General features: G+C 59.2%; 21 protein-coding genes and 1 pseudogene. 19 read left to right on the top strand and 3 right to left on the bottom strand.

Translation table 11 applies throughout. From position 1 onward, the window contains the following. The first annotated feature begins 7 nt into the window (after positions 1-7). The 17 genes and pseudogenes from QRN20_RS14585 (at position 8) to QRN20_RS14665 (ending at position 16,129) form a co-directional block, all read left to right on the top strand. A complete protein-coding gene (locus tag QRN20_RS14585) occupies positions 8-2,536 on the top strand; it encodes a phage tail tape measure protein (protein WP_285360630.1) in 2,529 nt (842 codons plus the stop codon). After that, positions 2,533-4,044 (top strand): DNA circularization protein, encoded by a 1,512-nt coding sequence (locus QRN20_RS14590; protein WP_217386828.1) that lies wholly within the window; start codon positions 2,533-2,535, stop codon positions 4,042-4,044. The genes QRN20_RS14585 and QRN20_RS14590 overlap by 4 nt, the downstream gene beginning before the upstream one ends. A gap of 3 nt (positions 4,045-4,047) precedes the next feature. Further along, complete coding sequence (locus QRN20_RS14595; RefSeq protein ID WP_029243351.1) at positions 4,048-5,154, top strand: phage baseplate assembly protein; 1,107 nt, start codon at positions 4,048-4,050, stop codon at positions 5,152-5,154. After that, complete coding sequence (locus QRN20_RS14600) at positions 5,151-5,660, top strand: phage baseplate assembly protein V (protein ID WP_004885410.1); 510 nt, start codon at positions 5,151-5,153, stop codon at positions 5,658-5,660. The genes QRN20_RS14595 and QRN20_RS14600 overlap by 4 nt, the downstream gene beginning before the upstream one ends. After that, entirely contained in the window at positions 5,660-6,058 is a 399-nt protein-coding gene (locus QRN20_RS14605) for a phage GP46 family protein (protein ID WP_004885412.1), read from the top strand. Before QRN20_RS14600 ends, QRN20_RS14605 begins: the two co-directional genes overlap by 1 nt. After that, positions 6,048-7,088, top strand: coding sequence for a baseplate J/gp47 family protein (locus tag QRN20_RS14610; RefSeq protein ID WP_285360632.1), 1,041 nt, complete (start codon positions 6,048-6,050; stop codon positions 7,086-7,088). The genes QRN20_RS14605 and QRN20_RS14610 overlap by 11 nt, the downstream gene beginning before the upstream one ends. Beyond that, positions 7,076-7,675, top strand: coding sequence for a YmfQ family protein (locus QRN20_RS14615; protein WP_122409470.1), 600 nt, complete (start codon positions 7,076-7,078; stop codon positions 7,673-7,675). The genes QRN20_RS14610 and QRN20_RS14615 overlap by 13 nt, the downstream gene beginning before the upstream one ends. 10 nt (positions 7,676-7,685) lie before the next feature. Further along, positions 7,686-8,300: pseudogene (locus QRN20_RS14620) on the top strand (phage tail protein); the annotation flags it as partial. A 640-nt stretch (positions 8,301-8,940) separates the two neighbouring features. Further along, positions 8,941-9,369, top strand: a complete 429-nt coding sequence (locus tag QRN20_RS14625) for a tail fiber assembly protein (protein WP_122518076.1) — start codon at positions 8,941-8,943, stop codon at positions 9,367-9,369. Positions 9,370-9,608: 239 nt separating this feature from the next. Continuing rightward, the gene (locus QRN20_RS14630) at positions 9,609-10,106 is read left to right on the top strand and encodes a tail fiber assembly protein (RefSeq protein WP_069142847.1); all 498 of its coding nucleotides are present in this window, start codon (positions 9,609-9,611) and stop codon (positions 10,104-10,106) included. 317 nt (positions 10,107-10,423) lie between these two features. Next, positions 10,424-11,428 carry a phage tail protein gene (locus QRN20_RS14635; protein WP_122417523.1) on the top strand — a complete coding sequence of 335 codons (1,005 nt, stop codon included), beginning with the start codon at positions 10,424-10,426 and terminating at the stop codon, positions 11,426-11,428. Positions 11,429-11,451: 23 nt separating this feature from the next. Then, entirely contained in the window at positions 11,452-11,997 is a 546-nt protein-coding gene (locus QRN20_RS14640; RefSeq protein WP_122433389.1) for a glycoside hydrolase family 19 protein, read from the top strand. Beyond that, positions 11,994-12,503: a lysis system spanin subunit gene (locus tag QRN20_RS14645; RefSeq protein ID WP_122411066.1), complete on the top strand. Its 510-nt coding sequence runs from the start codon at positions 11,994-11,996 to the stop codon at positions 12,501-12,503. The genes QRN20_RS14640 and QRN20_RS14645 overlap by 4 nt, the downstream gene beginning before the upstream one ends. A 395-nt stretch (positions 12,504-12,898) precedes the next feature. Further along, on the top strand, positions 12,899-13,498 hold the full coding sequence (locus QRN20_RS14650) for an aminodeoxychorismate/anthranilate synthase component II (protein ID WP_004885428.1): 600 nt from the start codon (positions 12,899-12,901) through the stop codon (positions 13,496-13,498). 21 nt (positions 13,499-13,519) lie between these two features. Next, positions 13,520-14,569 (top strand): anthranilate phosphoribosyltransferase, encoded by a 1,050-nt coding sequence (gene trpD, locus QRN20_RS14655; RefSeq protein ID WP_057410148.1) that lies wholly within the window; start codon positions 13,520-13,522, stop codon positions 14,567-14,569. After that, positions 14,566-15,402: an indole-3-glycerol phosphate synthase TrpC gene (trpC, locus tag QRN20_RS14660; RefSeq protein ID WP_029243344.1), complete on the top strand. Its 837-nt coding sequence runs from the start codon at positions 14,566-14,568 to the stop codon at positions 15,400-15,402. Before trpD ends, trpC begins: the two co-directional genes overlap by 4 nt. A 34-nt stretch (positions 15,403-15,436) precedes the next feature. After that, positions 15,437-16,129: a lipoate--protein ligase family protein gene (locus QRN20_RS14665; RefSeq protein ID WP_122605552.1), complete on the top strand. Its 693-nt coding sequence runs from the start codon at positions 15,437-15,439 to the stop codon at positions 16,127-16,129. A gap of 12 nt (positions 16,130-16,141) precedes the next feature. Here the strand turns inward: QRN20_RS14665 and crp are convergent, their stop codons facing one another. After that, the gene (gene crp / locus QRN20_RS14670; protein WP_088234473.1) at positions 16,142-16,786 is read right to left on the bottom strand and encodes a cAMP-activated global transcriptional regulator CRP; all 645 of its coding nucleotides are present in this window, start codon (positions 16,784-16,786) and stop codon (positions 16,142-16,144) included. A gap of 211 nt (positions 16,787-16,997) precedes the next feature. Here crp and QRN20_RS14675 point away from each other — a divergent pair, with 211 nt between their 5' ends. Together QRN20_RS14675 and speD are read left to right on the top strand one after the other, a co-directional pair. After that, positions 16,998-17,420, top strand: coding sequence for an OsmC family protein (locus tag QRN20_RS14675; RefSeq protein ID WP_025995989.1), 423 nt, complete (start codon positions 16,998-17,000; stop codon positions 17,418-17,420). Between the two features lie 243 nt (positions 17,421-17,663). After that, a complete protein-coding gene (gene speD / locus QRN20_RS14680) occupies positions 17,664-18,458 on the top strand; it encodes an adenosylmethionine decarboxylase (protein WP_004885441.1) in 795 nt (264 codons plus the stop codon). A 78-nt stretch (positions 18,459-18,536) separates the two neighbouring features. Here the strand turns inward: speD and coq7 are convergent, their stop codons facing one another. Beyond that, positions 18,537-19,184: a 2-polyprenyl-3-methyl-6-methoxy-1,4-benzoquinone monooxygenase gene (gene coq7 / locus QRN20_RS14685; protein ID WP_122605550.1), complete on the bottom strand. Its 648-nt coding sequence runs from the start codon at positions 19,182-19,184 to the stop codon at positions 18,537-18,539. Between the two features lie 116 nt (positions 19,185-19,300). Beyond that, positions 19,301-19,639 (bottom strand): histidine triad nucleotide-binding protein, encoded by a 339-nt coding sequence (locus QRN20_RS14690; RefSeq protein WP_003316306.1) that lies wholly within the window; start codon positions 19,637-19,639, stop codon positions 19,301-19,303. Between the last annotated feature and the right edge of the window lie 51 nt (positions 19,640-19,690).

Below are 19,690 nucleotides of genomic sequence, written 5' to 3' on the forward strand. Positions count from 1 at the left end.
GGGAGTGATGGCAGACACTATAAAAACGCTGATCACCGGCGTCGATCAACTGTCTCCAACGCTGGAGACGATCAACAAGAACGTCAAAGGATTCCAGCAAGGGCTTGAGGACTCCGGGCTGGGAAAAGTCCCGCTTGAAAACATGATCAGCGAAAGCACCCTGGCGCAGCCGCTGATCGATGCGGTCAAGGCCGCGGTGGGTTTCGAGACAAGCATGGCCGGTGTCAAACGGTCGGTGACGTTTGAAACCCCACAGCAATTCCAGGCGATGAGCCGTGACATTCTTGATCTGAGTGAACGGCTGCCGGAAAGCGCGAGTGGTCTTGCGGCGATTGTCACTGAAGGCGCAAAGGCCAATGTGCCACGCGCCGAGCTGACCGGGTTTGCCACCGATGCCGTGAAAATGGGCATCGCGTTCGACCAGACCGCCGCTCAGTCTGGCGAGATGATGGGCAAGTGGCGCTCTTCTTTCGAGATGACTCAGCCACAGGTCGCGGCGCTGTCCGAGAAGATCAACGTGCTGGGCGGCAACAATCTGGAGAAGCAGATTGCGACCATGGTCACCGCGATGGGCCCGCTCGGGCCTGTGGCGGGTCGGGCGTCGGGCGAGATTGCCGCCATGGGCGCTACGCTGGCCGGGGTGGATGTTCCGACCGATGTGGCCGCCAAGGGCATCAAGAGTTTCATGCAGTCGATTACCGAGGGCGGCGCAGCCAAGGCCGGGGCTTTCGAGGCCCTGCAGCTGGACATCAACCAGTTGACCCAAGGCATGCAGCAGGACCCGTCCGGGACCATCGAGAAGGTCCTGAAGGCCATCTCGACGGTCGATCCGGGCACACAGTCAGCGGTCATCACGCAACTGTTTGGCGAAGAGTCGCTGGGCGCTATCACGCCGCTGCTGAAGAACCTGGATGTGCTGCGCTCCAACCTGGCGAAAGTCGGGGAAGGGGTGCAGTCGGCAGGGACCATAGAGCAGGAGTTCCAGGCCAACTCGGAGACGACTGCGGTCGCTCTCAAAGAGATGGAGAATCGGGTTGATCGCCTGAGCATCAACATCGGCAGCATGTTTCTGCCTGCGATGAACGAAACAATGGCCGTGATCGGGCCGATGATTTCTCAGGTCGCAGCACTGGCCGCCGAACACCCGGGCGTCATCAAGGGTGTGGTGGGCGCTGCGATTGCCTTTGGCGTGCTGCAGGTGGCCGTCATCGCGGCGACCACTGCCAGCAAATTGCTGAGCTCGGTCCTCGGTATGTCTCCGGTGGGCATTGTCGTGCGGGCGCTGGCGCTGGCCGCCGGTCTGCTGATCGCCAACTGGTCGACCGTCGCCCCGTATTTCCAGGCGGTATGGGCGGCGATCCGGGAACCCGTCATGGCGCTGTGGGATGTGTTCAAGAGGGTTTTCAGCTGGAGTGCCATTGGCCTCATCATTTCGAATTGGCAGCCGTTGTCCGCATTTTTTGTTGGCTTGTGGGACGGCATCAAGGTGCTGGCTGCGCCGGTGTTCGACGCAATGAAAACGTTGTTCAGCTGGAAGCCGATCGACACGATCGTCTCAAGCTGGCAATCGCTGTCCACATTTTTTGTCGGCTTATGGGACGACATCAATGTTCTGGCCGCGCCGGTCTTCGACGCGATGAAAACGCTGTTCGGCTGGACGCCGATCGGCATGATCATCTCGAACTGGCAACCGTTGTCCGAGTTTTTCAGCGCGCTTTGGGGCGTTATCCAGGCCTTGGCTTCGCCGGTGATTGGTTATTTTCAATCGATGTTTGACTGGTCGCCGATGGACACGATTTCGTCTGCCTGGCAACCCGTTAGTAGCTTCTTCTCTGGTCTCTGGGAAACCATCAAGGCTGAGGCGGCACCTGTCACCGATGCGTTGGCCTCGTTGTTCGACGTGTCGCCTATGGAACTGATTTCGGCTGCCTGGCAACCCGTGAGCGGTTTCTTCACGGGTATCTGGGAAGGCATCAAGGCCGAGACCGCGCCGCTCATGGACGCGCTGACGGGGCTGTTCAACTGGTCGCCGATGGATTCGATCAACGAGAAGTGGGCGCCGATCAAAACCTTCTTTTCGGGTCTGTTCACGGACATCAAGCCGTTCATTGACCCGATCCTGAGCTGGTTCGGTATGGGCTCCGAGGACAAGTCTCTGCTGCAAAAAGCCACTCAAAAGCTCAACGAGTTCGCTGAAGAACGGCGTGTGGATAACGCCGGTCCCGGTGGTGGCAAAGGGGCGTTTCTGACCGCCGACGCTGTGCAGGTCAGCCAGTTGAAACAGCAGCAGATCAATCAGGCAATGGGCATACCGGCAACCAGCCAGTTGCTGAGTGCGCCTAACCTGCCAGCTCCTGGCAGCCTGTTGCTGCAACAGGGCGCAGGCGTGGGTTCACGGCTCGAAGGCGAGCTCAATATTCGCTTTGAAAACGCGCCCCCTGGCATGCGCACCGAACAGATGCAGACCAATCAACCCGGTTTGACTATATCGCCAAGCGTGGGTTATCGAACCCTCGGCGCAGGAGCCGCATCATGAGTACTTGGCGTGACAGCCTGTTGCCCGCGTCCTTTCGGGGTGTCGGCTTTTTCATCAGCAGTACGGCCGTTCCGATAGGACGCAAAGGACAACTGCATGAGTTTCCGCAGCGCGACGAACCTTACTTCGAGTCGCTGGGCAAGCAATCGCAAGTCCATACGGTAACGGCGTTCATTGTCGGGCCGGACTGTTTTGAGCAAAGGGACAAGCTGCTTCAGGCGCTGGAAGCATCGGGCGCCGGTGAGTTGGTGCATCCCTGGCTGGGACGGATGCAGGTGCAGGTTGGCGATTGCGACATGACGCACAGCCTGGCCGAAGGCGGAATCGTGCGTCTGAACCTGAAGTTCTACCCGGATCAGCCGCTGAAGTTTCCGACGTCGACGCTCAACACGGGACGCCAGCTCATGCAGGCGTCCGAGGGATTGCTGGGTTCTGCGCTCAGGCGCTACCGGGCGGTCATGGTGACGGTGGACGCGGTGCGCATCAACATTCAGGCGCTACGCAGTACCTTGTCTGGCGTATTCGCCACGATTCAGCGGCAGTTCTCCTCGTTCATGACGGTCTATTCGGATGCCACCGCACTGGTGCATTCGCTGGTCAACGCGCCTTACACCGTGAGTACGATGTTTTCCACGTTCTTTGCCAGCTTCCAGGGTGACAGCCGCCGGAGCAGCAGAGAGCGCGGCAGTAGCAACGTCGGCGCAGGCGGTACTGGATCTGGCAGCGGAAGCGCTGGCGGTGGCAGCACAGGCAGTGGTTCAGGCAGTTCTGGCAGCGGCAATACGGGGGGCAGTTCCGGCAGTGGTTCCGGTAGCTCGGGTAGCGGCGGCTCCAGTGGTTCCAGCGGTTCCAGCGGTTCCAGCGGTTCCAATGGCACGGGCAGCGTCGGCAACGTTGCGTCCAGCGCCTCGGTCTCCCGAAATGCTTCGGGTGTCGAGCCGGTGCCGTATCGCTCGATCATCTCCGACGCGACTCAACAGGCGCAGGCGGTCTCCAGCATCAATCAGGTCAATCAGGGCGGAGGTCTCGATACCGGTGTGACCGCTCAAGCCACGGCGGATCTGGTGCAGGATGCGCTGCTCGTCAAGGTGGCGCGGGTCGTGGCCAGCATGCCGGTGGCGGTCAGCACGACACCGATTCTGGTCGTTCCTTCGCTGGATCAGCAACGGGTTCAACCGCTGCAACGTGCCGATGTACCAGTGGCCGACGATGTGATCGAACTGCGCGACACGCTCAGCGCGGCGATCTGGGACGCCTCATTGAAAGCCGATCCGGAGCATTACCTGGCGCTCAATACGCTGCGTCATGCACTGATCAGTCACCTCAACGCAGTGGCTGCTTCCGGTGTACGCCTGCAGGACATGAAGGTCTCCGAACCTTTACCGGCACTGGTGCTGGCGTACCGTCGTTTCGGCGACGCAAGCCGCTCGCGCGAAGTGGTTCAGCGCAACCGTATTCCGCATCCAGGCTTCGTGCCGCCCGGCACGCTCAAGATCGCTCAGGAGTAACCCATGATCGACCCCAATGTTGTCACCTTGACGGTGGATGACAAGGATTACGCTGGCTGGAAAACCGTGGAAATCTCCGCAGGCATCGAGCGTCAGGCGCGCAGCTTCGACATCAGCCTGACCTGGCAATGGCCTGGAACGGACATGGTCAGGCCTGTTAGGGCAGGTGCCCGGTGTGCGGTCAGTATCGGCGGCGAGCTGATCCTGACAGGCCGGGTGTTCGCCACACCTGTGAGCTATGACGACAAGCAGATCACCTTGAAGATCTCCGGGCGCTCCCTGACGGCCGACCTCATTGATTGTTCTGCGATCAACAAACCTGGCGAGTGGAACGATGTGTCGGCGCTGACCATCGTCAGGGAGCTGGCCGCGTCCTACAACGTGAAGGTGCTCAGCGAGATACCGGAAACCTCGAGGAAATCGAAGCACACCATCGAGCCCGGTGAGACCGTGTTCAAGTCCATCGACCGCCTGCTGACCGTGTTCCGGATATTTTCCACCGATGACGAATACGGCAATGTCGTGCTCGCCAGGCCCGGCAGCATGGGCAATGCAGTGGACGCGCTGGAACTGGGCAGGAACGTACTGTCAGCCGTTGCGCCGCTGGATTTTTCCGGACTCTTTTCCGAGTACCAGGTCATTGGCCAGCAGGCGGGCAATGACAAGACATTCGGCAAGGCGGCGTCCGAGGTATCGGCCTCGGTCACTGACAGCAGCGTTACGCCTGCGCGTGTGCTGGTCATCCATGAGGAGTCGCCAATCACACCGGCACTGGCGTTGAGCCGTGCCAAATGGGAGCGCGGTCATCGCCAAGGCAAGACGCGGCTCACGACCTACAAGGTGCAGGGCTGGCGGCAGGCCAACGGCGCGCTATGGCGCCATAACACCCTGGTCCGGGTCGTTGATTCGATCCTCGATCTGGATCAGGAAATGCTGATTTCAGCCATTACCTATTCGCTCAGCGACAAGGGCACCACCACCACGCTGGTGGTGGGGCCGATAGAGGGTTTTGAAGCCGAGCCCGGTGATCCTGAAAAGCGCAGCAAGGTGCCGGTCAACAAGGACGCCTACAGCTACGCGCAACCCAATGACGAAGGAACACTTGCATGAGTCTATTCAACCGCATGCTGGTGCGCGGCACGGTCGTGCTCGCAAGGGCCAGCAGCAAAATGCAGGCGCTGCAAATGCGTCTGACGGCAGGGGAGGTCAGGGGCGATATGGAGCATTTCGAACCCTACGGTTTCACCAGCAACCCGCTGGCCGGCGCCGAAGGCATCGCTGCCTTCATCGGCGGCGACCGCTCCCATGGGCTGCTGCTGGTCGTCGCCGACCGCCGTTATCGCCTTCAGGGACTGGAGTCGGGCGAAGTGGCGATCTACACCGATGAAGGTGACAAGGTTCACTTCAAGCGCGGCAAGGTCATCGACATCGAAACCAACACCTTGAACATCAAGGCGGCGACGGCGGTGAACTTCGATACGCCGCAGATCACCCAGACCGGAAAGATCGTTTCCCAGGGCGACCAGATTGCCGGCGGCATCAGCCAGATCACTCATCTGCACGGCAGCGTGCGCTCCGGTCCCGACCAGAGCGGGCCGCCCGTTGGAGGTGGCTGATGATTATCGAAGGCTCCTTGCAGGCTTCGTTGCTGCGCTCGGTGATCATCAGTCTGTTCACCTGGCGCCGCGCCGAAGCGGACGATCCGTTCGACGATGCAGAGCGCTTCGGCTGGTGGGGCGACACCTACCCGGCCGTTGCCAATGACCGGATTGGTTCCAGGCTCTGGCTGCTGCGCAGGGTCAAGCTCACCGCTCAGACGCAGCGCGACGCCGAGTTCTATGCCCGCGAAGCGTTGAGCTGGCTGATCGACGACGGTCACGTCCAACGCATCAATATCTTCACCGAACAGGTTCAGAGCAATCGCTTGAACCTGGGCGTCGAGCTGGTCGTCCCGGACGGTCAGGTCGTGCGCTTCAACCCTTCAGAACAGTGGCAGGTGATTTATGCCGTTTGAAACCCCCACGTTACCCGCACTCGTCAACCGCACACAGGTTGATCTGGCGGGCGACGCGCTTCGTCAGTCTGATGCCCGCGTGCTGTCCCGCGCCCACAGTGGCGCGGCCTATGGGCTGTATGGCTATCAGGACTGGATCGCAGATCAGATTCTGCCGGACACCGCCGATGAAGAAACCCTTGAGCGCCAGGCCATCCTGCGTCTCAGGCAACCGCGCAAACCCGCGCAGCCTGCCACCGGCGCCGTGCGTTTTGTGGCGGCCGCGGGCGCTGTGCTGGATGTCGACACGATCCTGCAGTTCAGCGATGGGCGTTTCTATCGCATAACCCAGGGCGTTACCACAGTGGCAGGCAACAACACGACCACTGTCGAGGCGGTGGACGCGGGAGCCTTGGGTAATGCGGATGCCGGGCAGGTCATGACCGTCGTGCAGCCTGTTGAAGGCATCGACAGCAGCTTTACCGTGATCGCCGACGGCCTGACCGGTGGCATCGCCCGGGAAAGCACCGAGTCGCTGCGAGCTCGTGTCGTGCGGTCCTACAGGGTCATCCCGCACGGCGGCAATCAGGACGACTACGTCACCTGGGCGCTGGACGTGCCGGGCGTAACACGAGCCTGGTGTGTACGTCGTTATATGGGGCCGGGCACCGTCGCCGTGTTTTTCATGCGCGACGATGACGCGACGCCGACGCCCGATGCCGAACAACTGGCCCAGGTGGCGGCTTACATCGAGCCGCTACGCCCGGTCACGGCCGAGCTGTACGTGCTGGCGCCGGTGCAGAAACCGGTGACCTACACCATCAGCCTGACGCCGGACACCACCGCGGTGCGCGCCGCTGTGCAGGCGCAACTGGCGGACCTGCATAACCGCGAGGCGGGCTTGGGTGAAACCCTGTTGCTGACGCACATTGCCGAGGCCATCAGCCGGGCGACCGGAGAAACCGACCACGTGTTGATCTCACCGACGGCCAATGTCACGGCAGCCGCCAATCAGTTGCTCACCTTCGGGGGGATTCTATGGTCGTCATAAGAACCGCCGAGCATTACACCGAACAGCTGCAAGCCTTGTTGCCACCCGGTCCTGCCTGGGACCCGGAGCGCGTGCCCGAGGTGCAGCAACTGATCGCCGGTTTGTCCCATGAATTCGCTCGCATCGACGGCCGCGCCTTCGACCTGCTCAACGAGATGGACCCGGCCACCGTCAGTGAACTGGTTCCGGATTGGGAGCGGGTCATGAACCTGCCCGACCCCTGCCTTGGCCTCAAGCCACTGTTCGAAGACCGACGCCTATCGGTACGTCAGCGGCTGGTAGCCGTAGGAGGGCAGAACGCGGCGTTCTACGTCGGCATTGCCGTCAGCCAGGGCTATCCCGATGCCTCCGTCACCGAATTCAGAACGCCCCGTATGGGGCGTTCTCGTTTTGGGCAGGCGCATTTCGGCACCTGGAACGCGCAATTCATGTGGACCCTGAACACCGGCGGGCGCCAGCGGCTGGGTCGGCGCTTTGGCGCCAGTTACTGGGGAGAGCGTTTCGGGGTCAATCCCGGAACCGCAATCGAATGCCTGATTCGTCGAGCAGCACCGGCGCATGGCATCGAATTCGTTAATTTCAACTGAGGAACAACCTATGGATTATCCCAAGAGTGTGCCAGGCGTAGGCCTGGTCAGCGGCAAGTTTGTAGATGAAAACCCGGCGACCGGCACCCCCGGCTCGCTGATTCCGGCGCAGTGGGGCAACTCGGTGACGCAGGAGATTTTGAACGTGATTCTGGGGGCCGGTCTGGTGCCCAGCGAAGCGGATGTCACGCAACTGCACAGGGCCATCCTAGGCCTCGCCGCCTCGGACTACAAAAAGTCCGTGCGCTGCGCCACGACCATGGCGATCGGCTTGAGCGGCTTGCAGACCATCGACGACGTCACGTTGGTGGCAGGCGACCGGGTACTGGTCAAGAACCAGGACAACCCGGCGCAGAACTGGATCTATTTGGCAGCAGCAGACGCCTGGACCCGTGCGCAGGATGCCAACGAAAGCACCGAGTGCACCCCCGGTCACCTTGTGCCGGTGCAGGCAGGGACTAAAAACGGCGGTACGGTCTGGCAGTTGACCAACACGACGGCGCCGGTTCTGGGCACCACAGGCTTGGTCTTCGAGCGAGCGCTGGGGCGAAGTGGCGTGGCGGCGGGTAGTTATAGCCGGGTGAAGGTCAATCGGTATGGGCAGGTTGAGGAGGGGGGTAATCCGGGCTTCGAATGGTCAGGTTTCAACTCTATAGCTACAAGCACTGTGCTCGGTGTGGATAGCGTCGGAGGAGTGATCAGCGCAGCGTCTTCAACACCGATAACCGTGACGATGCCAGCGGCGGCGAGAGTACCCACGAGTGGGACCATCATGGTTGTCAGTGCAGGCGCTGGCGCCGTTACTTTGATGGCTTCTGGAAACGACAGCCTGACGAATCAGTCTGGCGCGACAATTCCGATTGTATTGGGCGCGGGTGATTCGGCGCTTTTATCTCGGGTGGCTGGTGAATGGCGCTTGCTGGGGGGCAGCATCGCACTGAAGTATTGCACCGCTCTTGCGGGTGTTTCCGGCTATTCAGGGCGTCAGAGGCTGCCCAACGGAACACTCATGCAATGGATGAACGTTTCTATCCCGCTCGGACAAGGAAGTGTGATCCCGTTCAATTGGCCCATCTCATTTGATAATGCGGCCGTCTCCATTGCGTTTGCTCCTGATTTTACTATTTCCGAGTACGGTTATATGACGCTGTCGATTATTGACAGAAACCGGCAGGGGGCAAAGCTCGTTAATAACGGCCAGTCTTTGAAGATCGGTTCCGTTGCAGGAACCACGATTATTGGTATCGGCTATTGAGGCTCTGAACATGATTTTTTATTCAGCCACAACAGGTGGGTTTTACGACTCTTCTGAAAATAATTATATACCCGAGGATGCACTCGAAATCACGAGTGAGCGTCATGCCGCCCTGCTTGCGGGGCCCGCTTCCGGGTTGCGAATCATTGCTGATGAAAACGGGCTTCCTGTTTTAGCCAATCCACTACCGTTGCCTGAAAACGTTTTGATCAGCAACGAGCGGTTCTGGCGAGATGGCCAATTGGCGGCTACGGACGGCTTGGTCAGTCGTCATCGCGATGAGTTGGAAGGTGAGTCGGTGACAACTTTGACGTCCGTGCACTATATCCAGCTTCAGGCTTACCGCCGCGAGCTTCGTAAATGGCCGGAGTCCGAAGACTTTCCGTTAATAGATCATCGGCCTAAAGCGCCCGATTGGCTTGCAAAGGAGCTCGCTTAAACGTCCCTCAATGAAGGGGCGTTTTTGTTTCTGCTCTCTCCCTCTCTGTGATCCTGCGACAGCACTATCGAACGAACTGCATTCATTCAGGCAGTTACCGCTGCCTTTCAAGCGCTGATCAAAAAAACGCTGATGAGCGCGCCCTGTCACTCAAACCAAACAGGAGGCCTGTTGACGCCAGCAAGTGTCATTCCGTCATAAACGCACATTCTCTCAATCTAAAATCAAAAGGTATTTATATGTTTACAGTCATCAGTGCTCGTGATCCACGCTGGGCCGATCTTGCACACACCTCCATTGAAATGTGGGTGTTGTTCGAAGAGTTCAAAGACACCTACGGCGAGGTCCCTTTCGGAGCGTCTCCCAAAGATCCTGAGCCTCACGGTGTCGATCTGTTCAACCGTGCTGTTGCCGGCGAGTTCGGCCCGGTTCTTGAGCCTACCGAGCAAACGATTCTGGCGCAGGTAACAAACCAGCGGGATGCTTTGTCCGCGACAGCCACTGCCCGCATCAACGAGTTGGTGGCCAGGCTGGATATGTTGCAAGACGCCATTTCGATGAATCTCGCAACCCAACAGCAAATAAACTCCGTACCGGCAGTCAATGCTGAACTCTATGCGTTCCGTGTTTATCGGGTACGGCTTTCCCAGATCGATACGCTGGCAGGTTACCCGACCAAGTTCGAGTGGCCAGTAGCACCTGCGCAACCTTTTGTGTATGTGCCGCCAACCAAGTAACCGGGACTTGGCAGGGCGTGAACGAACATGAATTGTCCAGAACCTGACGGGGGCACGGAGGTCGATCAACTCAACACATGCCTGAAGTTCGCCCTGACGCCGGCCCTTGAGCCGGCGTTCTTGTTTCTGCTTTCACTATCGGCATGGCCTGTCCATGTGGCTACTGCTGATGCCGCATTGCACAAGCGGCTTTTGCGGTACTCAAGCGCTGGTCAGAGCACTCTGATCAGCGTTACCCAAACGACGTTCTTTGATGGTCGCAGGCGCCATCCACCTACAAATCCACACTTTCTCGATGCATCATTAAAGGTATTCACATGAAAACAGTACTCAGCGCCCGCAACCCTGGCTGGGCGGATCAAGCCCACAGCACCCTGAACCTGTGGGTGATTTTTGAAGAAAACAAGGATTCCGGTCGTGAGGAGGGGATATCCATCTCTGCGAATGACCAGGATCCGCAAGTTGTCGCGCTGTTCAATCGCGCCGTCGCGGGTGAGTTTGGAGTCATTGCCGAGCCCACCGAGCAGATGGTGCGGATCGCCGTCATGATGAAGCGTGGCAACTACTCGGCCGACGCGAGCCGCAAAATCGATGCACTGACCAACGATCTGTCTGTCCTGCAGAACGCTGTCGCATCGGGAACGGCCACCCAGGCTCAGATTGAATCCCTGCCTGCGCTGCAGGCCGAGCTTGATGCCTACATGGCTTACCGGGCAGACCTCGCCCACCTCGAAGACATCCCGGGGTTCCCGATGTCTTTCGTATGGCCGGTTCCGCCTGCGTCGCCGTTCGTGTACGTAAAACCGCCTGAAGTGCCAACGCCGCCGACAGGTGTGAGCGATGATGAGCTGCCCTGGGTGATGTCGAGCATTCGCAACCCTCGCTGGGCCGATCAGTCCCATAACGCCATTGTTCTTTTGGTGGTTTTCGAGAACACCAAAGATACCCGTGATGAAGAGGCGGTCACCGTCTCCTTCAACGACCCGAGGCCGCAAGCCAGAAAGCTGTTTGATCGTGCAATCTTCAGCGAGTTTGGCCCGGTTCTTGAGCCGCTTGAACCGCCTGAGCCTGTCGTCACCGTAGACGGTCGAGTTCAGCGTGACCGCTATGCGGCCATGGCTACTGCGAAAATCGAGGCGTTGAACAACACGCTGAGCACGTTGCAAAGCGCCATCGAGGCTCAACTCAAATCCCTGCCTGCGCTACAGGCCGAGCGTGATGCGTACTGGCTTTACCGCGTGCAGCTCGCCCAACTCGATGCGCTGCCTGGCTTTCCCGTGTCGTTCGAGTGGCCTGTTGCGCCAGCAACGCCGTTTGTTTGAGCCCGTCTGCCCAAGGAGGACCCATGCCTGTCAATCAGCAACAATTGCTACACATCCTCCCCAACGCCGGCCTTAAAGCCGGCGTTTTCGTTCCTGCTCTTAATATCGCGATGACTCGCTACTGCATCGACACACGGCTGCGCGTGGCGGCATTCATCGCGCAGATCGGTCATGAGTCAGGACAATTGCGGTACGTGCGTGAACTGGGCAACGACAGTTACCTGGCGAAGTACGACACCGGGCAGCTGGCGCTGCGTCTGGGCAATACGCCCGACGCAGACGGCGACGGCCAGCTTTACCGTGGTCGTGGGCTGATTCAGGTCACGGGGCGGGCCAACTATGAAGCGTGCGGGGAGGCGCTGGGGCTGGATCTGTTGCGCCAGCCCGAGCTGCTTGAAAGGCCCGACCATGCCGCGATGTCTGCGGCATGGTTCTGGTATCGCGCCAACCTGAACGCGCTGGCGGACAAGGGCGATTTCCTGATGATCACCCGGCGTATCAATGGCGGCACCAATGGTCTGGCCGATCGACAGGCGCTCTATCAACGCGCCCTGGAGATACTGCCGTGAATGGTCTGGATCTGCGCTTCGTGTTGTTGGCGGTCGTGGTTGGTTCGGGCCTGGGTGGTTGGCTTGCCTGGGAATGGCAGGCCACGCGCTACGAGCGGCAACTCTCCGAGCAGGCGATGGCCTGTTCGCAAGAGCGCGAACTGGCGTCCAGGGCAGTCAGCGACTGGCAAACCGCTGAGCAGGCCAGGCGACGGGCGCTGGAAGTCCGTCTGCAAAACAGCGACACAACCCTTCACAAGGAATTGAGTGATGCACAGACTTCTCAGGTCCGCCTGCGTGATCGCCTGGCCACTGCTGATCTGCGGCTGTCAGTCCTCCTCGCCACCCCGAGCGGTGGTGCTGGAGTGTCAGCCTCCACCGACTCCGGCCGCGTGGTTCATGGAGGCCCGCGAGCCGAACTTGACCCAACGGCTGCTCAACGAATTGTCGCCATCACCGGCGACGGCGACCAGGGACTGATCGCGCTAAAGGCCTGCCAGGCCTACGTGCGTGAGATCGCGTTCTGAACGACCTGCCTCTTTCCCGCCTCTACACGGAGGCGCGGCCTCCTTGCAGCCTTTTCCAGGCTCGCCCATCGACGTTATCGATCACCTCGCTCGATACATTCATATTGCACCGCTCTCATCGGTACGCTAATGTCCCGAAACGTACCGATGAGACCCCTTCCCGTGACGATTGTCAGCAAACTCTTGATGCGCGTTATCAAGGCTCACGCCCGCTGGCGTTGGCGCGCCTGACTATTTCCTTGCCGGCCCTGCCGGACCCGCACCTGTATGTCTTCAATTCGTCATGTTCTCCCGCCACTGTCACTCCATTCGAGGTGGCTGAAAGGCGGATGCTTGAGCGAATCGCGATCTGAAGGCGTAAACGAAGTCAGAAAATTCAAAAGGTTAATAGCAAAATGCTGCTGATGATCGATAACTATGATTCCTTCACCTACAACGTCGTGCAGTACCTGGGCGAGCTGGGCGCCGACGTGAAGGTCATCCGCAATGACGAGCTGACCATCGCGCAGATCGAAGCCCTGAACCCCGAGCGCATCGTTGTTTCGCCCGGTCCTTGCACGCCCAATGAAGCCGGTGTCTCGCTGGAAGTGATCAATCACTTCGCGGGCAAACTGCCGATTCTGGGCGTCTGCCTTGGGCATCAGTCCATTGGTCAGGCATTTGGCGGTGACGTGGTCCGTGCGCGTCAGGTCATGCACGGCAAGACCAGCCCGGTGATCCATGAAGACCAGGGCGTGTTCGAAGGGTTGAACCATCCGCTGGTTGTCACGCGTTATCACTCGCTGGTGGTCAAGCTGGACACGCTGCCTGACGCCCTGGAAGTCACGGCCTGGACGGCACATGACGACGGCTCGGTTGACGAGATCATGGGCCTGCGTCACAAGACACTGAACGTCGAAGGGGTACAGTTTCACCCCGAGTCGATCCTGACCGAGCAGGGCCATGAGCTGTTCGCCAACTTCCTCAAGCAGCGCGGCGGCAGTCGTCAGGGTTAAGGACTTTTTATGAATACCCCCATGAATATCAAAAGCGCGCTGAACCGCGTGGTCAACCAGCTGGATCTGACCACGGACGAGATGCGCGATGTCATGCGCGAGATCATGACCGGCCAGTGCACTGAAGCACAGGTCGGTGCTTTCCTGATGGGCATGCGCATGAAAAGCGAAACCATCGATGAGATCGTCGGCGCGGTGTCGGTCATGCGTGAGCTGGCCGATCACGTCGAGCTGAAGACGTTGGAAGGCGTGGTCGATATCGTCGGCACCGGCGGCGACGGCGCCAACATCTTCAACGTTTCGACCGCATCCGCTTTCGTGATTGCAGCAGCGGGCTGCACCGTGGCCAAGCATGGCAACCGTGCGGTTTCGGGCAAGAGCGGCAGTGCCGATCTGTTGGAAGCCGCAGGCGTTTACCTGAACCTGACGCCGGTTCAGGTGGCGCGTTGCATCGACAGCGTCGGTATCGGTTTCATGTTCGCCCAGTCTCATCACAGCGCCATGAAGCACGCGGCAGGTCCGCGTCGTGACCTGAGCCTGCGCACCCTGTTCAACATGCTCGGCCCGCTTACGAATCCGGCCGGCGTACGCCATCAGGTGGTTGGCGTGTTCAATCAGGCGCTGTGCCGTCCGCTGGCCGAAGTGTTGCTGCGTCTGGGCAGCAAGCACGTGCTGGTGGTGCACTCGCAGGACGGGCTGGACGAGTTCAGCCTGGCCGCACCGACGTTCGTCGCGGAACTCAAGAATGGCGAAGTGACCGAATACTGGGTGCAGCCTGAAGACCTGGGCATCAAGAGTCAGAGCCTGTATGGCCTGGCGGTGGAAAGCCCGGCGGCCTCGCTTGAGCTGATCCGTGATGCTCTGGGTCGTCGCAAGACCGAGAACGGTCAGAAAGCCGCCGAAATGATTGTGCTCAATGCAGGGGCTGCACTTTATGCTGCAGACCACGCCACGAGCCTCAAGGAGGGCGTAGCACTGGCGCATGACGCGCTTCATACCGGCCTTGCCCGGGAAAAACTGGAAGAGTTGGGCGCCTTTACGGCAGTGTTCAAGCAGGAGAACGAAGAATGAGCGTACCAACCGTACTGGAAAAGATCCTTGCCCGTAAGGCCGAGGAAATCGCGGCCCGCCGCGCTGTCGTCAGCTTGGCCGAGCTTGAGCAACAAGCTGCCGCAGCCGATCCTGCGCGTGGCTTTGCCAAGGCGTTGATCGAACAGGCCAGGAAGAAACAGCCTGCGGTCATTGCTGAAATCAAGAAGGCATCGCCCAGCAAAGGCGTGATCCGGGAAAACTTCCTGCCTGCCGAGATCGCCAAAAGCTACCAGAGCGGTGGCGCAACCTGCCTGTCAGTGCTGACCGATATCGACTTCTTTCAGGGTTCGGATCAATACCTGAGAGATGCCCGGGCGGCGTGCAACCTGCCTGTGATCCGCAAGGATTTCATGATCGATCCGTATCAGATCGTCGAAGCCCGTGCCTTGGGCGCGGACTGTGTTCTGCTCATCGTGTCGGCGCTGGACGACGTGCAGATGGCCGAACTGGCCGCCGTCGCCAAAAACGTTGGGCTGGATGTGCTGGTCGAAGTGCATGACGGCGACGAGCTGGATCGCGCACTCAAGACACTCGACACCCCGCTGGTAGGCATCAACAACCGTAACCTGCACACGTTCAATGTCAGTCTGGAAACCACGCTGGACTTGCTGCCGCGTGTTCCTCGCGACCGTCTGGTCATCACCGAAAGCGGCATTCTCAATCGTGCCGATGTCGAATTGATGGAAATCAGTGATGTGTATGCGTTTCTGGTCGGTGAGGCGTTCATGCGTGCTGAACATCCAGGTACGGAACTGCAGCGCCTGTTCTTCCCTGAGCGCGGAGCACCTGTAAGCGGCTCGACACTCGACTGACTGTTCCACACGTAGCAGGAGCCAGAGCGTTCGTATGTCAGACTCGATCATCGACATCTGTGTCGAAAAAGGACTGCAGGCCGAGCAGGATGTTCTGGCTGCTGTGTGTGCGGGCGAGGCAGAGCATGGGGTGCTGTTCTGGCGCCCCAATGATCAGGCGCTGGTGATGCCGCGTCGCTTGAGCCGGCTTCCTGGCTTCGTCGAAGCGAGCGAAACCCTGGCGGATAGCGGATGGCCGATCCTGCTGCGGGAAACCGGCGGCGAACCGGTGCCGCAGTCGTCCGCCACCGTGAACATTGCACTGGTCTATGCACAGCCTTCGACTGACCTTGATCGGGACCGTATCGAGACAGCGTATCGCCGTCTGTGTCAGCCCATTCTCGACATGTTGAATGAGCTGGGTGGCGAGGCTTCGCTGGGTGAAGTGGAGGGTGCGTTCTGCGACGGTCGTTTCAACGTCAACCTCGACGGTCGCAAGATGGTCGGCACGGCCCAGCGCTGGCGTCAGAGCCAGGGCGGCGCGCGACCTGTTGTACTGGCTCACGCCGCCTTGTTGCTGGACGATGAAAGGGTGCAGATGGTCGCCGCCGTCAATCGCTTCAACGTGATCTGCGAGCTCGACGCGCACGTCCGGGCCGAAAGCCATATCGCGTTGCATGAAGCGTTTCCCGAGGCGGAGGTGTCCGGGCTGCTGAGCGCCTATCGGCAGTTGCTTGCGGATATCTGACCCGTTCGCACGTCAGCGTGTGCCGTACACCACCATGGTCTTGCCTTTGACATCGATCAGGCTCTGCTCTTCGAGCGCCTTGAGCACTCGCCCCACCATTTCCCGTGAACAGCCCACGATGCGACCGATCTCCTGACGGGTGATCTTGATCTGCATCCCGTCGGGGTGGGTCATGGCATCGGGTTGCTTGCACAGGTCCAGCAGGGTACGAGCCACACGTCCGGTGACGTCCAGAAATGCGAGATCCCCCACCTTGCGCGTGGTGTTGCGCAGGCGATCCGCCATCTGGCCACCAAGGGCATAAAGAATATCCGGCTCCTGCTGCGTCAGTTCACGAAACTTGTCGTAGGCAATCTCGGCCACTTCGCACTCAGTCTTTGCCCTTACCCAGGCGCTGCGCACTGACGTCTGCCCCGCCTGTTCGAAAAGACCCAGCTCGCCGAAAAAGTCGCCGCTGTTGAGGTAGGCGATGATCATCTCGCGGCCTTCGTCGTCTTCGATCAGGATCGTGACCGATCCCTTGATGATGAGAAACAGCGAGTCAGAGCCGTCACCGGCGTTGATGATGTTGCTCTTGGCGGCGTAGCGACGGCGTTGTGCGTGTGGAAGAAGCTTTTCCAGATTCTTTGTTTTAGATGCAAGTGTGAGTGCGGCCATGCGTGAATTCCGAAATGAGGACCTGCGCCAAATGGCATACCTGTAGGTATCGGCTGCACCTGCATTCTCGCCAGCTTTTCGACGAGCGGCAGGCCCAATCTCCGAATATTCCTACACATCGGCTGCGAAAGGCATTTTTCATCATGTGATCAGGGAGCGGGGTGGCCCTGTGCTAAGCTGACGCCCCTTTTTTAGCACTGGAGTCTTGGCGATGAAGGCACGCATTCAATGGGCTGGTGAAGCCATGTTCCTCGGTGAGTCCGGCAGCGGTCACGTAGTGGTCATGGATGGCCCGCCCGAAAGTGGCGGTCGCAATCTGGGCGTTCGTCCTATGGAGATGGTGCTGATCGGTCTGGGCGGTTGCAGCAATTACGACGTCGTGAGCATCCTCAAGAAGTCCCGCCAGCCGGTCGAGAGCTGTGAAGCTTTCCTCGAGGCAGAGCGTGCAGACGAGGATCCGAAAGTCTTCACCAAAATCCATCTGCACTTTGTCGTCAAAGGTCGCGGGCTTAAAGAAGCCCAGGTCAAACGCGCCATCGAGCTGTCCGCAGAAAAGTATTGCTCTGCCTCGATCATGCTCGGCAATGCGGGTGTGAAGATCACCCACGATTATGAAATCGTCGAACTGGGCTGACCTCCAGACATCCAACGATCATAAAAACGGCGCACACTCTGGCAGACGGCTTCGGACGTCTGCATAATGCGCCACTTTTTCAGGGCGCAGCGTGCATTGGTTATCTGCTGTCGCGCCCGAACAGACAACCAAAATCGCCAACGCGAAGAGGTGTTAACCGTCCTACGCAGCTGAGCCGGACTCATCTGACGGGCATGCTTGATCACGCGGCCGGCGCCGCACACATATAGAGAGTTTTTAACGGTGAAAAGCAAACTCAAGCTCCACGGGTTCAATAACCTGACCAAGACCTTGAGCTTCAACATTTATGACATCTGCTATGCGGAAACTCCGCAAGACCAGCAGGCTTATGTCGAATACATCAACAGTGTGTATGACGCAGAACGCCTGACGCGGATTCTGACCGATGTTGTCGATATCATTGGTGCCAACATCCTGAACATTGCGCGTCAGGATTACGATCCTCAGGGCGCCAGTGTGACCATTCTGATCTCCGAGCAGCCGGTGACGCCTACCGAAAGCCAGATCGAAGAGTCGCCAGGTCCACTGCCGGAAACCATTCTGGCCCACCTGGACAAGAGCCACATCACAGTTCACACCTACCCGGAGATTCACCCGGTAGACGGCATCGCCACGTTCCGCGTGGACATCGATGTGTCGACCTGTGGCGTCATTTCACCGCTCAAGGCCCTGAACTATCTGATTCACAAGTTCGAGTCGGATATCGTGACGGTCGATTATCGTGTGCGTGGCTTTACCCGTGACGTGGAAGGCAAGAAGCACTTCATCGACCACGAGATCAACTCGATCCAGAACTACCTGTCCGAAGACACCCGCAACGGTTACCAGATGACCGACGTGAACGTGTATCAGGAAAACCTGTTTCACACCAAGATGCTGCTCAAAGAGTTCGAACTGGATAACTACCTGTTCGGCGATGCGACCAGCAACCTGTCCACCGAACAGCGTGAGCAGGTGACCGCGAAGGTCAAGCACGAGATGCTGGAAATCTTCTACGGTCGTAACGTAGCGGTCTGAGTCCAGACTCGGATCGGCCAGCAGCCGTAACTAAAAAAGGCGCCTCTCGAGGGCGCCTTTTTTGTTCATGCGGTTTTGTCAGATGCGGTAAGCGCTCTTGGTCATGACTTTGGCCAGGATACTCATGCCGAACTTGACCGGTGCCGGAAAGCGAAAACCGCCCGCTTCCAGTGCCGATTCTGCGTGATGCTCCTCGTCACTGAGCATCTGTTCGAGAATCGCCCGAGACTTGTTGTCCTCGACGGGCAGTTGTTCCAGATGTTCGCTCAGGTGCTTGCAGACCTGATCTTCAGTCGCTGCAACGAAACCCAGGCTCACCCTGTCGCTGATGATACCGGCCGCTGCACCCATTCCGAATGACAGACCGTAGAACAATGGGTTGAGCACGCTGGTGTGACTGCCCAACTGATGGATGCGTTGTTCGCACCAGACCAGATGGTCGATTTCTTCTTCGGCCGCATGCTCCATGGCCTTGCGCACCTTGGGCAGCTTGGCGGTCAGCGCCTGACCCTGATACAGCGCCTGGGCGCAGACTTCACCTGTATGGTTGATGCGCATCAGACCCGCGACGTGACGGGAGTCGACATCGCTCATCTTGTGATCAGTCTGCACAACGGCAGGTGACGGCCGACGGGAGTGGCCGCTTGACGGTAGCAACGTGCGCATCGCGCTGTCGGCCTGCAGCAGCAAGCGGTCAATGGGGGAGTAGTGACGTTCGGTAGCCATGGGCACCTCCGGATAGATCCTGAGAAGGAGTTTAACCGAATCAGCGGAGCAGGGTACCGCCTTGCCAGCCTCTCGATGCCGGAAGCTGGAAGGACGTATGGGGCTGGAAAGCTGACTCAGCCCGGCGGCCAGTTCATCTGGCGTTGACCCAGCACGTGCATGTGAATGTGATAAACGGTCTGTCCACCCAGCTCGTTACAGTTCATGACCACACGAAATCCTTCTTCGCAGCCCAGCTCAAGTGCCAGACGCTGCGCCGTGAACAGGATGTGTCCAGCCAGGCCTTTATCTTCTTCGGTCAGATCGTTCAGCGTACGAATCGGCTTCTTGGGAATGACCAGAAAGTGTACCGGGGCCTGAGGGGCGATATCGTGGAACGCCAGCACTTGATCATCTTCGTAGATGATCTTCGCCGGAATTTCCCGATTGATGATCTTGGTGAACAAAGTATCCACAGCCGTATGCTCCTTATCGGTTGATGGTGCGTGCGGGGTATCACCGCTGTC

This window comes from Pseudomonas sp. fls2-241-TYG-175 (assembly GCF_030209155.1).
Taxonomy (GTDB): Bacteria; Pseudomonadota; Gammaproteobacteria; order Pseudomonadales; family Pseudomonadaceae; genus Aquipseudomonas; species Aquipseudomonas viridiflava.